The following is a 17,275-nucleotide window of genomic DNA, read 5'->3' on the forward strand; positions in this document are numbered from 1 at the left end:
TTGGTGAAAGTATTTTGTATCTTGTAAAAGGAGAATCCTATAAATTAAACTAGCCTGACAGAAAAAAAGCTGTATTACACTTGGCAATACAGCTTAGTTGGTGATGGTTTCGGCAATTTCCTTCTGGTCCATATCACTTGATAATTCGAACTCACCAAGCTGGACCAATTCACTGTAACCCTCGTCCTCTAAATACTCTGTAAATGCATCAGCATCGTCGATAATATCATTCTCTTCCAGCGTTTGACTTATTTCGGATGGTGCTACGCCTGATTCTACTGTCAGTGTATAGGTTTTTGGCGAACTTTCATCAGTACTGTCTGAGCTGTTGTTCTGCTCATTATTACTGTCATTGCTATCATCGGAATTGGTTTCCTCCGAAGAATTCTGTTGCTGATCTCCATCATCACTGTTTCCTTTATTGTTCTTATCCTTGTCCGATTCTACGGAAACAGAAATATATTCGGATTCTGTCAGCACGTGATAACCTTCTGACTCAATAATGTCAATCATATCCTCTGCAGGAATATTTTCGGCTTCAGGCTGCGGTTCATCAGCAACATAAAATACCCCAAGCAGAACGATACCGGCAGTCAGCAGGCCAAATGCAAATGAACGAATGATTTGTTTCATAGCGCTCCCCTATCTCTCATTGTTATGATCTCTTTTATGTATGGTGTCCTGAGAATAATCATTTGTCAGCACTTCGTCTTCCAGGGTCTTTATTTTCTTTTTCATTTGATAATTTTCCTGCATCGTTGAGATTGAAAGCTGTTCCAGTTCACTTTCGAGGTCATCAAATTTATCGTTCATGAAAAACGACAGGATCAGCAGCACCACTCCAAGGACGATAACGGTAACGACCGCATACAGCATGATTCATCCCTCCATTCACGTATCAATATAGTTATAACATACATTGTCGAAAAGCGAAACGGTCAAAATTTTACAGATTGTCAGCTTGAATATTATTCAATCATCTGCTATTATAGTTAAGGTCTGAAAAATGATATTAAATGTTAATAAACAACAGCAATTTATTGTCTGGAGGGAAAGAAATGCGCGTAAATATTACATTGGCCTGCACTGAAACAGGCGACCGTAACTATATTTCTACAAAAAATAAGCGGACAAACCCTGAACGTTTGGAGCTTATGAAGTACAGCCCGCGATTGAAAAAACACACATTGCATCGTGAAACAAAGTAATGATTTAATGAAGCTCCTGCCATTTACTGTGGCAGGAGCTTTCTATTTTGCCCGCGTTTGTTTATAATGACAGTCAGGGGTGATGACTTGGATAAATCAAATCTGCGAAGCAATATCATTGAAAAATTAAAGACATTATCAGCTGCGGAAAGAAAAAATATCGAACAGTCACTGGAAGAAAACCTTCTGACTTCCGAAATCTGGAAACAGTCTTCTGTTATCGGGATAACAATTTCACATGGTTTTGAATGGAATACCAAATCAATTATCGAAGCAGCCTGGCAGAATGGAAAAAAGGTTTGTGTTCCTAAATGCCAACCCAAAGAACGTAAGATGGATTTTTATCTCATAAACAATTATGATCAATTGGAAGTCGTTTATTATAACTTACAAGAACCAAAACTCGAAGAAACTGAAAAAATAACTAAAAATAACATCGATTTGCTTGTTGTGCCCGGTCTGCTTTTCGATAAACAAGGTTACCGTATCGGTTTTGGCGGCGGTTATTATGACCGTTTTTTGACCGATTTTACAAATAAAAAATTGTCACTTGCGGCGAATATGCAAGTCGTCGATAAGCTTCCCGCTGAATTGTTCGATGTTCCGGTGGATGACGTCATTACAGAAAATGGTTTCATCATACAGGGAGGATTATAAAGTGGATTCAGATCTCTCACGTTATTCGAGGCAGATTTTATTTGAACCAATCAGGGAAAGCGGGCAGCTGCGATTGTCGGATAGTACGGCGCTCGTTGTAGGCGCGGGAGCCTTGGGGACGGTTGTCTGCAGCCAATTGGTAAGGGCGGGAATCGGAAAACTTCGTCTGATTGATCGTGACTACGTGGAAATGAGCAATTTGCAGCGGCAAATGCTGTTTGATGAAGAGGACGTGAAGCATGTTCTGCCAAAAGCGGTTGCAGCCAAAAACAAATTGGAAAAGATGAACAGCCAGGTTGTCATTGAACCGATTGTGGGCAATATATCAATTGAAAATATAAATGATCTGATTAAAGATGCAGACGTTGTTCTTGACGGCACTGATAATTTTTCAACACGATATCTTTTAAATGATGCCTGTTTCAAATACAAGATTCCTTTTTCGTATGGCGGTGTTGTCAGTTCGCGCGGGATGACTGCATTTTTTATTCCGGGAAAAACCCCTTGCTTAAGATGTATAACAAGGGAAGGCGAAGGGGACGGTCAGACGTGTGATACAGTTGGTGTCATATCGCCTGCAGTTGATATGATTTCCTCTTTTCAGGTGACGGAAACACTAAAGTATTTAACCGGTAACCAGCTAGCACTGCGTCAGACATTAAAAACGATTGACGTTTGGCATAACCGTCACTATGATATGAAACTGTCCAATTCTGATCCGGAGTGTCTGGTGTGCTGGAGAAATGAATTTCCTGCCCTGCAGAAAACAGCTCAGAATGAAGAGACAGTATTATGCGGTCGGGATACAGTTCAGATTCACCGTAAGTCCGATATCGACCTGGAACAATGGGAAAATAGATTAGGACAGATTGCCGATATCAAACGTACACCATTTTTATTGAAGGCCGCCTTGCAAGAGGGGATTCATTTTGTCATGTTTAAGGATGGGCGGGTCCTCGTCCAGGGAACGGAAGACCCTGTGCAGGCACGTACGCTGTATGATCGATATATCGGGTCCTGATGCATAATTTCACGTTAATGGCAGATAACTATTACTGTCACAACATGAGAAAAGGGTGTCAGGTATGAGAGTTTTTACAGTACTTACGGTAATTTTAACAATCGCTGCAGTGATTTTCAGGTGGCGATACAGGATTATGAATACCTTGCTTGCAATCAGCTTTTTACGGCGTGCGGCGGTCATGATTTCAATGAATATGCCAGTCATCCGTGAGAAAATAATGCCAGTTTTATTCCAGAGGCGGCCAGCTAAATAACTAATATTGAGAAGCTGTTAATCCAACAGCTTCTTTTATATGTACAGAAGAAAATTATGATTAATTTTGGTATCATAAGTTTGAGGGGGGAAATGCATGTACCTGGATGAGAGCTATATACTGTATAAATTAGCCTGTCATTTGACTGATGCTGATGACTTTGAGCTAATACATATGAGTCAACATGAAGAATTATGGCTGGAAAAGCGTGAAGGCAAAACATCACATGTCATCCGGTTATTCCATGGCGGTTTTGACTGGAAGAACCATTTAAAGAACGATATAGGTCAGGTTTTTCAAAAAGCAAAAGCCGTGAAGCGTCATTTACGGGGCAAGCATGTCGAAATACATAATATCTATATTGCTGAACATGCACCGGTTGACAACTGGGATGTTCTGAAAAAACCGATGCAATTAAACGAGAAAAACCCGGTCAAAATGAATGTGTATTATTTATCAGCCAACGAAAAAGAAGAAGAACTGGCAAGACTCCGGGATGCTGTTGGGACTGCATTCCGGCTGCCTGATGAAGTTCTTTCTGAATCTGATAAAGAGGAAGCGGTACTTAACTGCAAAAGCAGATTAGCCGATCAGTTGAGACAGAAAGAACAGGAGCTTCAAGAGGTTTTCTCATACGGCAAGCCTTTCCTGACTTATTTTCTGCTGGCTGTCAATATTTTTATTTTTTTGCTGCTGGAACTGAATGGTAAAAGCACTTCAACTGAAACATTAATCAAATTTGGAGCTAAATATAATCCGGCCATTATCGAAAATGGTGAATGGTGGCGCATTGTGACCTCAATGTTTCTGCATATCGGCATATTTCATATATTAATGAATATGCTGGCCGTTTATTATCTGGGAACGGTCGTGGAGCGGATATATGGGTCATTCAGGTTTTTGATTATTTATTTTCTGGCTGGGATTGGGGGAGGTCTGGCAAGTTTCGCCTTTACAACCAATGTTTCTGCAGGTGCTTCCGGTGCACTGTTTGGTTTATTTGGGGCGCTGTTGTTTTTCGGGTGCATACATAAAAGAATCTTTTTCCAGACAATGGGCATGAATTTATTGTTTATAATCGGAATCAATATCGTGTTTGGTCTGATTGTTCCTCAGGTTGATAATGGTGCGCATATGGGCGGTTTGATTACAGGGTTTGTTGCATCAGCTATATTGTTTTTGCCTAAGAAAAAAAATGGACTAATTCAATTATCTGCTGTTATATTATATATGCTGATTGTTCCTGCACTGGTGGTTTGCGGTGTGGACCATAACAAGAACAGTCCTTCCTATCTATTAATGAAGGCGGAACAATTAATTTCAGAAGAACAATACGAAGAAGTTGTGGATGTTGCAACCAAGGGATTGCAAACTTCGAATCAAATAGAAGATGAGTTGGAAAGTCATTTATTGTTTCAGCGTTCATATGCCTATATCGAACTGAACAGTATTGACCAGGCGATAACGGATTTAGAAAAATCAGTTGAACTGAACGATAAGTTTTCGCGTGCACATTATAATTTGGCTGTTTTATATGGCAACAATGGAGTGAAAGACAAAGCAGTAAAGCATATCAATAAAGCCTATGAACTGGAGCCCGGAAATGAGGATATCGAGAAATTATATGAGCAGTTAACCGGAAATCAGGAAGATTGACCGCAAGATAATGGAACACCCCCGTTTTTTTATTGAGAAAACGGGGTGTTTTTATTTGATCAGTCAGAAATTTTCAGGGTATTGCTGTATGAGTCTTTCTTTTTGCCCATTCCATTCAAACAGGACCATTAAATGATCATTTTTCTTGGCGAACAGTATAAGGGGTATATAACTTTTCACTGTTTTGCCCCGTAAGTTCTTAACATTCAGGATATAGTTTTTGTAAATTCCTTCCCACAGCCGGCCCATGATCTGGTTTGTCTGCTTCTGTGTGAATGAAGGCAGTGGTTCGGTGTTAAATTTATGCAGATCTGTCAGCGGTGTTGTATAGTAATCCTCTTCGTCAATGTTGAAATACGCTATTAGCTGCTTCCAATTGTAGACAAGCTGCTGTTCTGTTGTATGATCCAGAAGTCGGGCCCATTCATGTTCATACTCCGTTTCAGGCGTTTTGAATGATTCAAGAACTGTATTTGGTGAATCAATGACATACAGCTGGTCGTATGTCATATGATGGATGCTTTTAATCTCATCATCGGGATAATGGACTTCACCATGATGAAATGATATCGTCTGAAAATAATTGCTGTCTTCCGCATTAAACTTCTCTTCTATGCTGATGGTGTCAGTGTTTTCTTTCCATTTGCTCCGAATTCCGAATAGCTGGCCATTATTAAACAATAGTGAAGCGTCCTGGCGCAGGTATAAGTCCTGGTCACTTACTGATTTGCTTGTCCAGATCATGTCATAAGAATCTCTCGAGTTTTCCGACATCATTTCAAGTGTTGTGTCGGTTTCAACAAATCTGGTTTGTTCATCTTCCGGAAAATAAGTGATCACCGGTGCATTGTCCAGCCGCCATATTAATGTTAACAGGCCTGTACAAATTAGAGGTATAGCGATCAGAAGCAGCAATCGTTTATTCATCCCGACCATCCTTTAGCGGGTTCTAGGTTTTGATATTTATCAAAAAATAATACCTTTTTCATAAGAAATGTATGAAAGCCTGCAACCGTTTATGTCCATTTGTGTATAGCTGCCATTGTTTCACACAAACTATGACAGATCTTATGAAATAAAAGGTGATTATATGGAAAAAGAAAAACAACCGTTATTTTCCACGTATTCCAAAAATGTGTCTTATATGAAGGAACGGCTGGCAGTTGATAAAAGCTTTGATGTCATACATTTGGATTTGAAATATGCCGGCCGGAATATGGCGATGTTTATGATTGACGGTTTTGCCAAAGATGAAATTATGCATTATATTATGAAACTGCTGGCAAAACTCGAGCCGGAACAGCTGGATCCTGATCCATTGGAAAAGCTGTTTAAGACGTATATTCCATATATCGAAATCGATCATGTAAAGGATTTAAATAATGCATCAGATCTTGTACTTGGGGGACCAGCTGCACTGGTTGTAGAGGGCATTGATGAAGTGATTATGATTGATGCGCGGACCTATCCTGTCAGATCACCTGATGAACCGGATCTTGAGAGGGTAGTCCGGGGCCCCAGGGACGGCTTTGTGGAAACGATTGTGTTTAATACGGCTCTCATAAGAAGAAGAGTTCGGGACCGTTCATTACGAATGGAATATATGCAAATAGGCAGAAGGTCAATGACAGATATTACGGTTTGTTATCTTGAAGATATAGCCGACCCGGAACGTGTCAATGATACAAAAGCTGTATTAGACAAAATTGATACAGATGGTCTGGCGATGGCTGAAAAAACAGTTGAGGAATACATCAGCGGCAGGCACTGGAATCCATATCCGACTGTGCGTTATACAGAGAGACCTGACACAGCTGCTGCGCATTTATATGAAGGGCATGTTCTGATTATTATTGATGGGTCACCGAGTGTCATGATAACGCCTGTAACGTATTGGCATCACCTTCAGCATGCCGAGGAATATCGACAAAAACCGATTGTTGGTGCGTATTTAAGGTTTGTGCGTTATCTGGCAGTATTTGCGTCTATATTTGTGTTGCCGCTGTATTATTTACTTGCCATTAATCCGGAGTATTTGCCCGCAAACCTTTCTTTTATTGGCCTGAGTGAGGAAGGGACAGTTCCGCTTATTGTACAGTTTCTTATTGCTGAAATGGGGATTGACGTCCTAAGGCTTGCTGCTATACACGTCCCATCTGCTCTGGCAACAGCCCTAGGCCTCGTGGCGGCAATATTAATTGGGCAGGTAGCAGTGGAAGTTGGTTTATTCTCATATGAGGTCGTTCTTTACATTTCGATTGCTGCAATCGGAACGTATGCCACGCCGAGCTATGAACTCAGTCTGGCAAATCGGCTTGTCAGAATGTTCCTGCTTATAGTGACCGGTATGTTTGGTGCGATGGGCTATTTCGTTGGGATCACACTCTGGCTGCTTTACTTAGTCCGGATGTCGTCATTCCGAATCGCATATTTTTGGCCGATGCTGCCATTTTCCTACAGGGCATTCAGGGATGTGTTTATTCGGTCGCCGATCCCTTTGAAAAACCGCAGACCGGTATTTTTAAATCCAAAAGATCCGGACCGCTGAATTCAGCAGTCTGGATTTGTTTTGTCCCGTAAGGAAACACCCACTGAAATTTCACTTTATGCCGATTTTTGACGGGTTTTGGGTCACCGCAGCTTTCTTATTCACTATTATGAGCGGTTTTGATATAATTTAGTTTGGTGATATATATGAAAACGGTATATGACGTACAACAGTTATTGAAACGTTTTGGCACAATTATATATGTGGGCAACCGGATTGCAGATCTTGAACTGATGGAAGCAGAAGTAAAGGAACTATATCAGTTTCAGATCATTGAGGCACACGAATATCAAAGGGCATTGCTGATACTGAGGAAAGAGACAGCGCGCCTGCGAGATGAAAAAGGGGCGAATTCCTAATGAAAAAGCCAATCATTGGTATTGACATTGGTGGTACAACAGTTAAAACTGGCATAATTGATAACGATGGAAATATACTGGATAAGTGGGAGATTCCCACCAATAGAACGAATTGCGGGGAATCAATTGTTTCTGATATTTGGAAATCGCTGACTGAGAGACTTGATCAAAACGAAATGCCGAAAGAATCAGTCGAAGGGATTGGAATCGGAGCACCCGGTTTTATTGACAGTGATACTGGCCACGTTTTTGAGGCTGTCAATATCGGCTGGAAAAACATGCCTTTATCTGAAGAGCTAAGAGCCATTTCCAAATTGCCGGTATTTGTGACTAATGACGCCAATGCTGCCGTATTGGGTGAGAATTGGAAAGGCGCTGGCGGAAATGTAAAAAATCTTTTCGCGCTTACACTTGGTACAGGTGTTGGTGGCGGAATTATAGTAAACGGAAATATCCTTAATGGAGAAAGCGGCATGGCAGGGGAAGTAGGCCATACGACTGTTGAACCTGACGGGGTATTGTGTAATTGCGGACGAAGAGGCTGTCTTGAAACAATCGCATCGGCAACCGGAATGGTCCGTCAGGCAAAAATGAAAATTGAACAGCACTCTGAGAGTTTGCTTGTATCAAGGTATAATGCTTCCGGAAACATTACGGCCAAAGATATTTTTGAACTGGCAAATGACGGTGATGTACCGTGCAAGGATATCATTGCATATACTGCTGATGTTCTCGGTATGGCAATTTCAAATGCAGCAACTCTGATCAATCCTTCTAAAGTTCTGATTGGCGGTGGAGTATCTGCAGCCGGCGAAGAGTTTATCCAGCTTATAGAAGATGCATTTCGCAACTATTCCTTAGCAAGAGTCAGCGGCATTTGTGAACTTAAACTGGCTCAATTAGGTAATGATGCCGGGATAATCGGTGCAGCATTTCTGGTAAAGAATAAACTGCAAAACATAAAATTCTAGGCTTGCCGGCAGAATCTATTAAGATAACATTTCACTAATTTGAAACGGATTCTATGAAACTTTTAATTGACTGAAAGCGTCGTATAATAATACGGGATATTAATGTTTTAAAATTTATATGCCGGGAATTTAACAAAACAGTATACATTGTTAATTATACCCGCACTGGGAGGAAAGAAAGATGGACTTTAAACGGTTCAGATATCCGTTGTTTATAGTTGCATCGTTATTATTTGGCATTAAAACGTATATAATGTACCGCTTGATATTTAATTTGGAATTGGAAAATAGGATGCAGGAGTTTATCCTGCTCATTAATCCTTTTGTAACCGCATTTTTGATTTTTGCCATAGCTGTCTGGTTTAGAAAGCAGTCACGGCAAATGAAATTTATTCGCTATAGTGCATTGGCCGGAAGCCTGATTTTGTATTTTAATCTTGTTTTTTACCGTTCGTTCAATGATTTCATAACGGCACCGCAGTTGTTCCAGGCAAGCAATATGGGTGACTTGGGTTCGAGTATCCTGACACTTATTGAAATATATGATGTGCTGCTTTTCCTCGATGTTGCGATTATCTGGTATTTAAGCAGGAAAAAACCGGAAGTTATGTCGGTCAGCTGCCAAAAAAGCGGGAAAGTATTTGCGCTGGCAATGTCATTTCTGCTCCTTGCCGGTAACTTTTTCCTGGCTGAAATGGAGCGCCCGCAGTTATTCACACGTGCATTTGACCGTGAATATCTCGTGAAAAACATCGGACTGTTCAACTACCATATTTATGATGCAGCAGTCCACTCCAAAGTGAAGACACAGCGTGTGTTTGCTGATGGCAATGAAGTTCCGGAAATTACCGAATATGTAGATGATAAAGTTAAGAGCGAAAAGAAATCGCCGTTACACGGTATTGCGGAGGATAAAAATGTCATTTTCATTTCACTGGAGTCCATCCAAAGTTTTGTGATTAATAATGAAGTTAACGGTGAAGAGATAACACCGTTTTTAAACAGCCTTGTCGGTGATGAGAGCACGTATTATTTTGAGAATTTCTATCACCAGACAGAGCAGGGGAAAACATCGGATTCTGAATTCCTGGTTGAGAATTCACTCTATCCGTTGTCCCGGGGAGCTGTATTCTTTACACACGGACAAAATGAGTATCACGGATTGTCAGAAGTATTAGGTGAAGAAGGCTACTATTCATCTGTGTTTCACGCCAACAACAAAAGCTTCTGGAATCGGGATCAAATGTATCAGAGTCTGGGTGTTGACCATTTTTATGGAGAAGAGGCCTATGAAGTTAATGCAGAGAATTCTGTCGGCTGGGGTCTGAAGGATAAACCGTTCTTTGAACAATCAATTAAGTATCTGCAGTCAATGGAACAACCGTTTTATTCGAAGTTCATTACACTGACAAACCATTTTCCGTTTGAACTGAGTGAAGAAGACAGCTCAATCGACAAATATGATTCTAATTCGAGCACACTAAATAATTTCTTCCCTACAGTACGTTATATGGATGAGGCAGCGGAACAGTTTTTTAACCAATTAAAAGAATCCGGACTCTATGAGGATTCCATTATCGTGTTGATGGGTGACCACTATGGCATCAGTGAAAATCATCATAAAGCCATGAGTCAGTATTTAGGAAAAGATGAAATAACACCATATGACCATGTTCAGTTACAGCGTGTCCCAATGTTTATTCACATTCCCGGACATGAGGATGGCAAAGTAATTTCGAAAGTAACCGGACAAATTGATGTAAAACCAACATTATTGCATTTGCTGGGCGTTTCTGCCAAGGATGATATCTATTTTGGCAACGATATGTTCATTGATGACCGAAAGGGATATATTGCCTTGAGAAATGGTGACTTTATCAGTAATGAATATATCTCGACCAGCGGCATTTGTTATAATCGTGATAATGGTGAGCCGGTAGAATCAGAAGTGAAGACAGAAGAAAAGTCCAAAAATAATACAACCGCGTCTGATAAAAAACAGAGCGAAACGCCATGTGATCCGATCATGCAAAAGGTAGAGAAAGGACTGGAGATGTCCGATAATATTATTTATGGCGATCTGTTCCGGTTTATAGATTTTAACAAAACGGATGAAATCAAAAATGATCAATAACCAAACAAAAAGCTGACGCGATTAACAATACGCGCCAGCTTTTTGTTTGGTTTTTAATGTTACATATTACCTAATTCCGTAACGATTGTGGCGATTGAAAAGAATCCGAAGACCAATACGGAAACTGCTGAAAAACCAAGTGCAAATAAGTTTTTAATTTTAATTTGCCGTATAACTGATACAATGGCCAGTAAAGTAACTAACAAAAAGATAAGTGCCAAAACCATTCGTAACACATCCTCCCTATAACTAAACATGGAAACTTATCTGTATTATTATGTAATAACTGTTTTCTATACTTATTTTATAGTATAAAATGATTTTTGTCGAGGTATAATCAAATGAATTGGGGGAGATTAGATGAAAATAACTGGTATGGAGGCAGGCCCGCTGGGAACAAATTGTTATATTGTACATAACAACACAGATGGTTTGATTGTTGATCCCGGAGGAAACCCTGAAGAGATAATTAACTATTTGGCAAAAGAAAAGGTGAATCCGAGAGCAATATTGTTAACACATGCTCATTTTGATCATATTGGCGGTGTTGATGCATTAAGATCGTATTACAATGTGGATGTTTATCTGCATGTTAATGAGGCAGAGTGGCTGGAAAATCCGGAATACAATGGATCCACTTCATTTATGGGCAGCGCTATTGCCACAAAACGTGCAGAACATAATTTGGATCAGGGGAGGATGGATATCGGCACAATAACATTCGAAGTTATTCATACACCAGGGCATTCACCAGGGAGTGTCAGTTTTATATTCAATGATCGGCAGTTTGTAATCAGCGGGGATGTTTTATTTAACCAAGGCATCGGGCGGACTGATTTACCTGGTGGTGACATGAATGTATTGGAGCAGAGCATACGTGATTCCCTCTATCAATTGCCGGAATCATTTACGGTTTATCCCGGGCACGGTCCTGCAACGACAATTGGCGATGAAAAGAAGCACAATCCTTTCTTTCGGGTTTAATAAGGACAATTGTTTTTTAATTTAGCGACTGAAATTGTTTCATCGTATGGGTTACTTGTGTGACCAGTTATATACACAGAGGCCACTGCGAAACAGCCGAGGCAGTCCAAGCTTCCACGGTTCTAAAATATAAAAAGTTAAAATCAAAACAAAAAATGCCAGCCATGATTGATGGCTGGCATTTAGGGGGGATGTGCTCTGCTCTTTTGTTGGTTAGGGATAAAAGTTAAGCTACTTAATATAGTATATACTGCATGTTAACACTATGTCAACAGTGAAAACTAAGAAAATGAAAAAACCCTGCATGTTGTATGTAGGCAGGGTTTTTCATAATAGTGATTAGACTTATCAATGCCCGAATCCCGGTACTAATATAAATTCTGAATACCAGGTAAATCCGACCATAAATATAGTACAATAAGCTCCGAATAAATACATATACATACGTTCAGATAATTTCAGATAGCTTACTGCCAGGAAAAATGCCGTCTGGACAAGAAACAATAATGCTACGTTTGTCATTTCTCCAACGTAAAACATAACGGTAAAAATACCTGTCCAAAAGGCAAGGACCCGAAACATTCGATCCATGTTTTCCCCTCCTTTGAGTTACCTTATAAATGTATTATAAACGACCTGATGAATAATGTAAATAAATCGCATTAAACAATTGAAAGCCTTGCTACGTACGTACAACTCTCACTGCCGCTGAACATAGTTTCCGTCTCGATTAATTCCATTGGTGACTGTCTGTTTTTGCTTACGAGTTTAGGGTAACACAGAAACATCACTTTTATTCAGAATTAAGTGTCATCCGATTGAAGACACTGTGAGTGGCACCATTGTCCGTTTGAATCCTGAAATATAAATGATACACCTGCTTTGTCTGTCTCGTATACTCAACAACAACATCCCCATAAGGGTATTCGTACGATATCGTTGTTACAGTTTCTGGTTTGGCGGATACATCTTCCTTAAATTGTGTCCGGGCCATTTGTAGTAATGTCTCGATTTTTAGTTGTTCTGTCTGGTGTTGCGTGATGCGGATTTCATCCTGATAAACATGAACATTTGCCGTAATAATTATGAGCGCTAAAGCAATGAAAAACAGAACATAAGGAAACACGAAACCTTTCTGGTCAGTTGTAAAAGACAATGATTTTCTCAAATTGATCACCATTTGTGGTTGTGATGGAAGCATGTAAACCATAAGACAAAGGAGCAAATTGAACATCCCGGACATTTCGCAAATATACTTCAAATCCTTCCTCATCAAGCTGTCTTATGATCAGATCGTCATATTGTTCCAATAAAACGCGTGAATCGTCCGGCTGTAAAAGGGTTATTTTGGTTGGCTCAACAATGATGTCGGAAGCCCTGATAACTTCATCACGCAAAAAGAAGAAAAATTGCTGCACCGACAGCCGATCATAATTGGTAGTGTAATCAGCCGTTTTTGTCAAGTATGCAGTAAAAGGAATCGTCATAAATATAATGCTGACTGCTAAGAAAATCGAAATAAATGTAAATCCTTGTTCATTTTTCCGGATGCCCGTATAAACAGAATTGACCATTTCTCTCATTAGCATTTTTCCATGTGGCACATCCTTTCAGTAAATTGCCTTTAGTGGTAAACCGGAACTCGGCTTCTGTTCCATCTACTGTTTTCAAAAGGCGGTGGGGGAGGCTTGTTTGCTCCTCCCACAAAAAATCCTGAAGCTGATTATGCAATTCGCTGCTGATATTTTGTTTTTGCTGCAAACTCTCGCGCTCGTTCAATATAAGGCTTGTGAGCGGAATCAGGTTGGTGATGATCATCATGAGAAGACTGGCTGCCACCAGCGCTTCAATCATCGAGAAACCATTACTGTTCGTCAAAGTAGCACCGTCCTTTCCCGAGCGGGCATACCAGATTATAGTGAGTGGTTGGTGTATAGATCGCCATTGTTCCCGGTTCACGGATTGTCCCGTTTTTATTGAATGAAATGGTCTTTATAACGCGGGTGTTTATTGTCCACCCCTCAGGCACTTTCCGTTCCAGGATATCTTGGTGGGCCGTACTTTTGATGACATAACGGTCCTGGTCAGGGAAGGCAAGACGGTAATTTGTTCTGGAATTGTACGATAAACTTTGCATATATAATAGATCCATTTCCAATGTTTCCAGAAAGCTTTCCTCGGTTTTTTTATCGAGCACGGAGGCTTGAATGGGTGCAGCGATAAGAATCAGGACAGACAATACAACTAAAACGAAAAGCACCTCGATAAGGGTGAAGCCGTTACTCGGTTTCATTATTCCGCAGAGACTTCCCCTTCTGTATTAATCGTTAGTTCTGTGCCATCAGGACAGGACTGTTGCTCGGCTGTTATATAATCACCTGTTAAATCTGCAATGGCTGCAGGGTAAGTGCCTTCCTCAATATAGTAGGCATCTGCCTGTGCTTGTACGACGCTAATCAAGGCATCACATCCCTTATCATATACTTCCTCGCTTTTTTTGCCTAAGTTCGGGACGATTAAAATGATCAACACAGAAATGATCATAAGAACGATCAGCATTTCAATCAACGTAAAACCACGTTGGTTTTTAAACATTAATTACATCTCCTTTTCAGATTGTATTGATTAACTGAAACATTGGCCACATGAGTGCCATGTAGATAAAAATAACGAGGCTTGCCAAAATCAAAAAGAAAAGAGGCTGGATATATGTGATGGCTTTCATAATCTTGCGGTGCATTTCCTCTGTCTGAAATTCTGCATAAATAGATAAATCTTTTTCCAATTCTTCTGTATCCGCGTTTTTTTGAAAAATAGCTGAAATTTGTTTATCGAATAGCGGTAAGTTCGCCAGCAGACTGGTGATATAAATTCCTTTGGATAATTCGGCAGTCAGCAGGGACGCGTAGTGGGCAAGGATCGGCTGTTTCTTCTGTTTGGACATATTGATCAGAATTTCTTTTATGGAAAGACCTGTCGACAATAATGAACTTAAGTGAGCTGCAAATAAAAATGAGACTTCCATCGTTTTATACTGCCGGTATACAGGAAGCAGGCTATAAAATCTAATCCGTTTATCGATACTGACTTTTTTCTGATTAACCTGCCAGATTAAAAACCCGAAAACGATAATGAGTAACAAAATCATGAAAAATCGCACGCTGAAGTCGATGGCTCCCATTGTCAGCATAACGGTTGAGGCGGTTTCAGTGTTGTTTTGAAACAAGTCGATAAACGAAGGCAAAACTGACTGTTTGACAAAGTAGAGAAGAACCGCAAATATAGCTAGCAGGATGATTGGGTACCGTGCTGCTTCCTGGAATTTTTTCATGTAAACCATACGCTGTTCGAACATAGTCATGCATTGTTCAATACTAGTGCGAAGATCGCCATTACTGCGTACAAAATATAAATAAGCTGTAATGGTTTGATTGAAATGGATTTTTTCCAGTGCTTCATCAAAATGGCTGCCAGATTTCAGAGAGGCAATAACGGAGGAAGCGATTGGTTTTAACTGCGTGTCCCACTGTATGATATCGAGGGCTTCAATTATTGGGTATCCGTTGTTCAATAATCGGGACAGACGGTGTAAGAACCGCAGTTGCAGCTCTTTTTTAGGAGCATTATTTACCGGTTTCCAAAATCGTTTCATTCCCGATGAACCCATATGCATAAGCCTTCTTTCGTAAGTGATGGAATGTATGAAAATGTTGTGTTGATGGTATATTCTCTCCCTTGATTACTGTTTCAAGCAGCTGTCCATCGAGCAGCTCCATAATGGCAGCACGTCTTACGGTATGCTGATTGATTTTAATCGGAACCAGCTGCAGGGCAGCAACCGCTATTAATGATTGTTGCAGGTCTGACTCCTTTATCCCCATTTCCAGCAATCGGTGTATTGTGCCTGCCGCATTCTTGGCGTGCAGCGTGCTTAATACCAAATGCCCGGTCAGCGAAGCATCAAAGGCAAACTCTGCCGTAAACCGATCTCTGATCTCACCAACCATAATGATATCGGGATCATGTCTGAGTGCGGCTTTGAGCCCGGTCTGATACGTAAGTCCCGCTTTTTCGTTTACCTGTACTTGCAGGATGTCACGAATTTCCTTTTCAATCGGATCCTCCAGGGTGATTGTCTGATATGATTTTTCGGCCAGAATGGATTGAAGCAGTGCATACAAAGTTGTGGTTTTTCCGCTGCCGGTCGGTCCTGTCAGCAGAATGATACCATTGCGGCTGGCAATCCATTTTTTCAGTCTTTTTAATTGATTGGGAAAAAGGAAAAGTTTATCAAGGGTAAGGTTGTTTTCCTGCGGGAGGATGCGAATTGCAAGACTTTCCAAGTGGTTAACAGGAAGCGTGGACAAACGTAATGCATAACGATGACTCGGCTGCTCATGGATTATTGTACCGTTTTGCGGTTTACGGACTTCCCCTATATCCATACCTGATGTAAACTTGTAATAAGTGAGCAATAACTGGTACTGGCTGGCTGAAATGGTTTTGTGAAGCATTCTGTTGCCAAATACACGGAAGTAAATGTTGACTTGTTCAGAGAAAGGGTAGAAATGGATATCCGAAGCATTTACTTTAACAGCGGATTGCAGGAGTTTTTCAGAGAGTCTGGAAGCTGTGTCCAATCATTTGTCACCTCCTTTATTTGACTATATTCGACACGATTCATAAAACTCCTTCTTTTTTCAAGAAATTATTTTTAATTCTTTTAAAGGCAGGTTGAAAATTATGCAAACACTTTATTTAATTGGATTCATGGGAAGCGGAAAAAGTACAGTGGGAAAACTGCTGCATGATAAGTTAGGTGGTTTGTATCTGGATACAGACGAAATGGTTGTTGAAAAGTATGGGGAAATAGCAAATATCTTTGAACAAAAAGGCGAGAAGCAATTTCGTGATTATGAAACCGAAATGCTAAGGGAGACAGCTGGTGAGAACTTTGTTGTTTCAACCGGCGGCGGGATTATAGAACGGCGGGAAAATGGTAAATTCATGAAAAGTAATGGACTGGTAATTTATTTGGATACGTCATTTGATGAAATTGAAAGCCGGCTGGGAAGTGATCCGACCAGACCATTGTGGCGCAAAAATGATTTAGAGAAACAGCGATTGTATCAGCGCCGGAACAAGCTTTATTCAGAGCTGGCGGATATCACAGTTGTGACTGATCACAAATCTCCACATATCGCGGTCAAGGGAATAATTGGGCAGTTACAATAATGTGTATTATTTTTAATTATGCCGGTAAACACTATAATAACAATCAAAACAGGAAGGTGTCAGTCATGCCTTTGAATGATTATATTAAATATTTGACCCAGCAGATTACGTCCTATATCGATACACCAGCAAAGGAAAAAAAGGAGCAAAAGGTTAAAAATAAAGATGAATCACCGGTCTATTTAAACAGATGGCTGGGGGTTTTACCATTCGCTTTTAAAGTGGCAAAGAAGAAAACCAATTGAC

24 protein-coding genes are annotated in these 17,275 nt (G+C 40.3%); 12 read left to right on the top strand and 12 right to left on the bottom strand.

Annotated elements, in window-relative coordinates; translation table 11 throughout:
• Window positions 1-93 precede the first annotated feature (93 nt).
• Both VK097_RS08125 and VK097_RS08130 read right to left on the bottom strand, forming a co-directional pair.
• On the bottom strand, window positions 94-633 hold the full coding sequence (locus VK097_RS08125) for a hypothetical protein (RefSeq protein WP_324211311.1): 540 nt from the start codon (window positions 631-633) through the stop codon (window positions 94-96).
• A gap of 9 nt (window positions 634-642) precedes the next feature.
• Window positions 643-876, bottom strand: coding sequence for a hypothetical protein (locus VK097_RS08130; RefSeq protein WP_324211312.1), 234 nt, complete (start codon window positions 874-876; stop codon window positions 643-645).
• A gap of 182 nt (window positions 877-1,058) precedes the next feature.
• Between VK097_RS08130 and rpmG the strand changes: the two genes are divergently transcribed.
• The 5 genes from rpmG to VK097_RS08150 all read left to right on the top strand — a co-directional run bounded on the left by rpmG (window position 1,059) and on the right by VK097_RS08150 (window position 4,798).
• Window positions 1,059-1,208 (top strand): 50S ribosomal protein L33, encoded by a 150-nt coding sequence (gene rpmG, locus VK097_RS08135; protein ID WP_010530995.1) that lies wholly within the window; start codon window positions 1,059-1,061, stop codon window positions 1,206-1,208.
• 87 nt (window positions 1,209-1,295) lie between these two features.
• Window positions 1,296-1,865 (top strand): 5-formyltetrahydrofolate cyclo-ligase, encoded by a 570-nt coding sequence (locus VK097_RS08140; RefSeq protein ID WP_324211313.1) that lies wholly within the window; start codon window positions 1,296-1,298, stop codon window positions 1,863-1,865.
• A gap of 1 nt (window position 1,866) precedes the next feature.
• A complete protein-coding gene (locus tag VK097_RS08145; protein WP_324211314.1) occupies window positions 1,867-2,886 on the top strand; it encodes a ThiF family adenylyltransferase in 1,020 nt (339 codons plus the stop codon).
• Window positions 2,887-2,950: 64 nt separating this feature from the next.
• Window positions 2,951-3,142, top strand: a complete 192-nt coding sequence (gene yqgO / locus VK097_RS15525) for a protein YqgO (protein ID WP_491712957.1) — start codon at window positions 2,951-2,953, stop codon at window positions 3,140-3,142.
• 96 nt (window positions 3,143-3,238) lie between these two features.
• Window positions 3,239-4,798: a rhomboid family intramembrane serine protease gene (locus VK097_RS08150; RefSeq protein WP_324211315.1), complete on the top strand. Its 1,560-nt coding sequence runs from the start codon at window positions 3,239-3,241 to the stop codon at window positions 4,796-4,798.
• A gap of 63 nt (window positions 4,799-4,861) precedes the next feature.
• On the opposite strand, the gene VK097_RS08155 is transcribed toward VK097_RS08150, so the two are convergent.
• Window positions 4,862-5,725: a hypothetical protein gene (locus tag VK097_RS08155; protein ID WP_324211316.1), complete on the bottom strand. Its 864-nt coding sequence runs from the start codon at window positions 5,723-5,725 to the stop codon at window positions 4,862-4,864.
• A 163-nt stretch (window positions 5,726-5,888) separates the two neighbouring features.
• Between VK097_RS08155 and VK097_RS08160 the strand changes: the two genes are divergently transcribed.
• From VK097_RS08160 to VK097_RS08175, 4 genes are all read left to right on the top strand, one after another.
• The gene (locus tag VK097_RS08160) at window positions 5,889-7,346 is read left to right on the top strand and encodes a spore germination protein (RefSeq protein WP_324211317.1); all 1,458 of its coding nucleotides are present in this window, start codon (window positions 5,889-5,891) and stop codon (window positions 7,344-7,346) included.
• A 146-nt stretch (window positions 7,347-7,492) separates the two neighbouring features.
• Window positions 7,493-7,705 carry a YqgQ family protein gene (locus VK097_RS08165; protein ID WP_324211318.1) on the top strand — a complete coding sequence of 71 codons (213 nt, stop codon included), beginning with the start codon at window positions 7,493-7,495 and terminating at the stop codon, window positions 7,703-7,705.
• Window positions 7,705-8,676 (top strand): ROK family glucokinase, encoded by a 972-nt coding sequence (locus VK097_RS08170; RefSeq protein WP_324211319.1) that lies wholly within the window; start codon window positions 7,705-7,707, stop codon window positions 8,674-8,676. The genes VK097_RS08165 and VK097_RS08170 overlap by 1 nt, the downstream gene beginning before the upstream one ends.
• A 181-nt stretch (window positions 8,677-8,857) precedes the next feature.
• Window positions 8,858-10,810 (top strand): LTA synthase family protein, encoded by a 1,953-nt coding sequence (locus VK097_RS08175; protein WP_324211320.1) that lies wholly within the window; start codon window positions 8,858-8,860, stop codon window positions 10,808-10,810.
• Between the two features lie 59 nt (window positions 10,811-10,869).
• Here the strand turns inward: VK097_RS08175 and VK097_RS08180 are convergent, their stop codons facing one another.
• Window positions 10,870-11,037, bottom strand: coding sequence for a DUF2759 family protein (locus VK097_RS08180; protein ID WP_324211321.1), 168 nt, complete (start codon window positions 11,035-11,037; stop codon window positions 10,870-10,872).
• Window positions 11,038-11,170: 133 nt separating this feature from the next.
• Between VK097_RS08180 and VK097_RS08185 the strand changes: the two genes are divergently transcribed.
• Window positions 11,171-11,794, top strand: coding sequence for an MBL fold metallo-hydrolase (locus VK097_RS08185; RefSeq protein ID WP_324211322.1), 624 nt, complete (start codon window positions 11,171-11,173; stop codon window positions 11,792-11,794).
• A 348-nt stretch (window positions 11,795-12,142) separates the two neighbouring features.
• Here the strand turns inward: VK097_RS08185 and VK097_RS08190 are convergent, their stop codons facing one another.
• The 8 genes from VK097_RS08190 to comGA all read right to left on the bottom strand — a co-directional run bounded on the left by VK097_RS08190 (window position 12,143) and on the right by comGA (window position 16,434).
• Entirely contained in the window at window positions 12,143-12,385 is a 243-nt protein-coding gene (locus VK097_RS08190; protein WP_324211323.1) for a DUF2626 domain-containing protein, read from the bottom strand.
• A gap of 202 nt (window positions 12,386-12,587) precedes the next feature.
• Complete coding sequence (gene comGG, locus VK097_RS08195) at window positions 12,588-12,950, bottom strand: competence type IV pilus minor pilin ComGG (RefSeq protein ID WP_324211324.1); 363 nt, start codon at window positions 12,948-12,950, stop codon at window positions 12,588-12,590.
• Window positions 12,934-13,377: a ComGF family competence protein gene (locus VK097_RS08200; protein ID WP_324211325.1), complete on the bottom strand. Its 444-nt coding sequence runs from the start codon at window positions 13,375-13,377 to the stop codon at window positions 12,934-12,936. The genes comGG and VK097_RS08200 overlap by 17 nt, the downstream gene beginning before the upstream one ends.
• A complete protein-coding gene (locus VK097_RS08205; RefSeq protein WP_324211326.1) occupies window positions 13,331-13,672 on the bottom strand; it encodes a hypothetical protein in 342 nt (113 codons plus the stop codon). The genes VK097_RS08200 and VK097_RS08205 overlap by 47 nt, the downstream gene beginning before the upstream one ends.
• Entirely contained in the window at window positions 13,659-14,087 is a 429-nt protein-coding gene (comGD, locus tag VK097_RS08210; RefSeq protein WP_324211327.1) for a competence type IV pilus minor pilin ComGD, read from the bottom strand. The genes VK097_RS08205 and comGD overlap by 14 nt, the downstream gene beginning before the upstream one ends.
• Complete coding sequence (comGC, locus tag VK097_RS08215) at window positions 14,087-14,389, bottom strand: competence type IV pilus major pilin ComGC (RefSeq protein WP_324211328.1); 303 nt, start codon at window positions 14,387-14,389, stop codon at window positions 14,087-14,089. Before comGC ends, comGD begins: the two co-directional genes overlap by 1 nt.
• 16 nt (window positions 14,390-14,405) lie before the next feature.
• On the bottom strand, window positions 14,406-15,446 hold the full coding sequence (gene comGB / locus VK097_RS08220; RefSeq protein ID WP_324211329.1) for a competence type IV pilus assembly protein ComGB: 1,041 nt from the start codon (window positions 15,444-15,446) through the stop codon (window positions 14,406-14,408).
• The gene (gene comGA, locus VK097_RS08225; RefSeq protein ID WP_324211330.1) at window positions 15,418-16,434 is read right to left on the bottom strand and encodes a competence type IV pilus ATPase ComGA; all 1,017 of its coding nucleotides are present in this window, start codon (window positions 16,432-16,434) and stop codon (window positions 15,418-15,420) included. The genes comGB and comGA overlap by 29 nt, the downstream gene beginning before the upstream one ends.
• A gap of 103 nt (window positions 16,435-16,537) precedes the next feature.
• On the opposite strand from comGA, the gene VK097_RS08230 reads away from it, so the two are divergent.
• Together VK097_RS08230 and VK097_RS08235 are read left to right on the top strand one after the other, a co-directional pair.
• Entirely contained in the window at window positions 16,538-17,029 is a 492-nt protein-coding gene (locus tag VK097_RS08230; protein ID WP_324211331.1) for a shikimate kinase, read from the top strand.
• Between the two features lie 65 nt (window positions 17,030-17,094).
• Window positions 17,095-17,274, top strand: a complete 180-nt coding sequence (locus tag VK097_RS08235; protein WP_324211332.1) for a YqzE family protein — start codon at window positions 17,095-17,097, stop codon at window positions 17,272-17,274.
• The last annotated feature ends 1 nt before the right edge of the window (window position 17,275 follow it).

This window comes from Lentibacillus sp. (assembly GCF_035301675.1).
Classification (GTDB): Bacteria; Bacillota; Bacilli; order Bacillales; family Amphibacillaceae; genus Lentibacillus.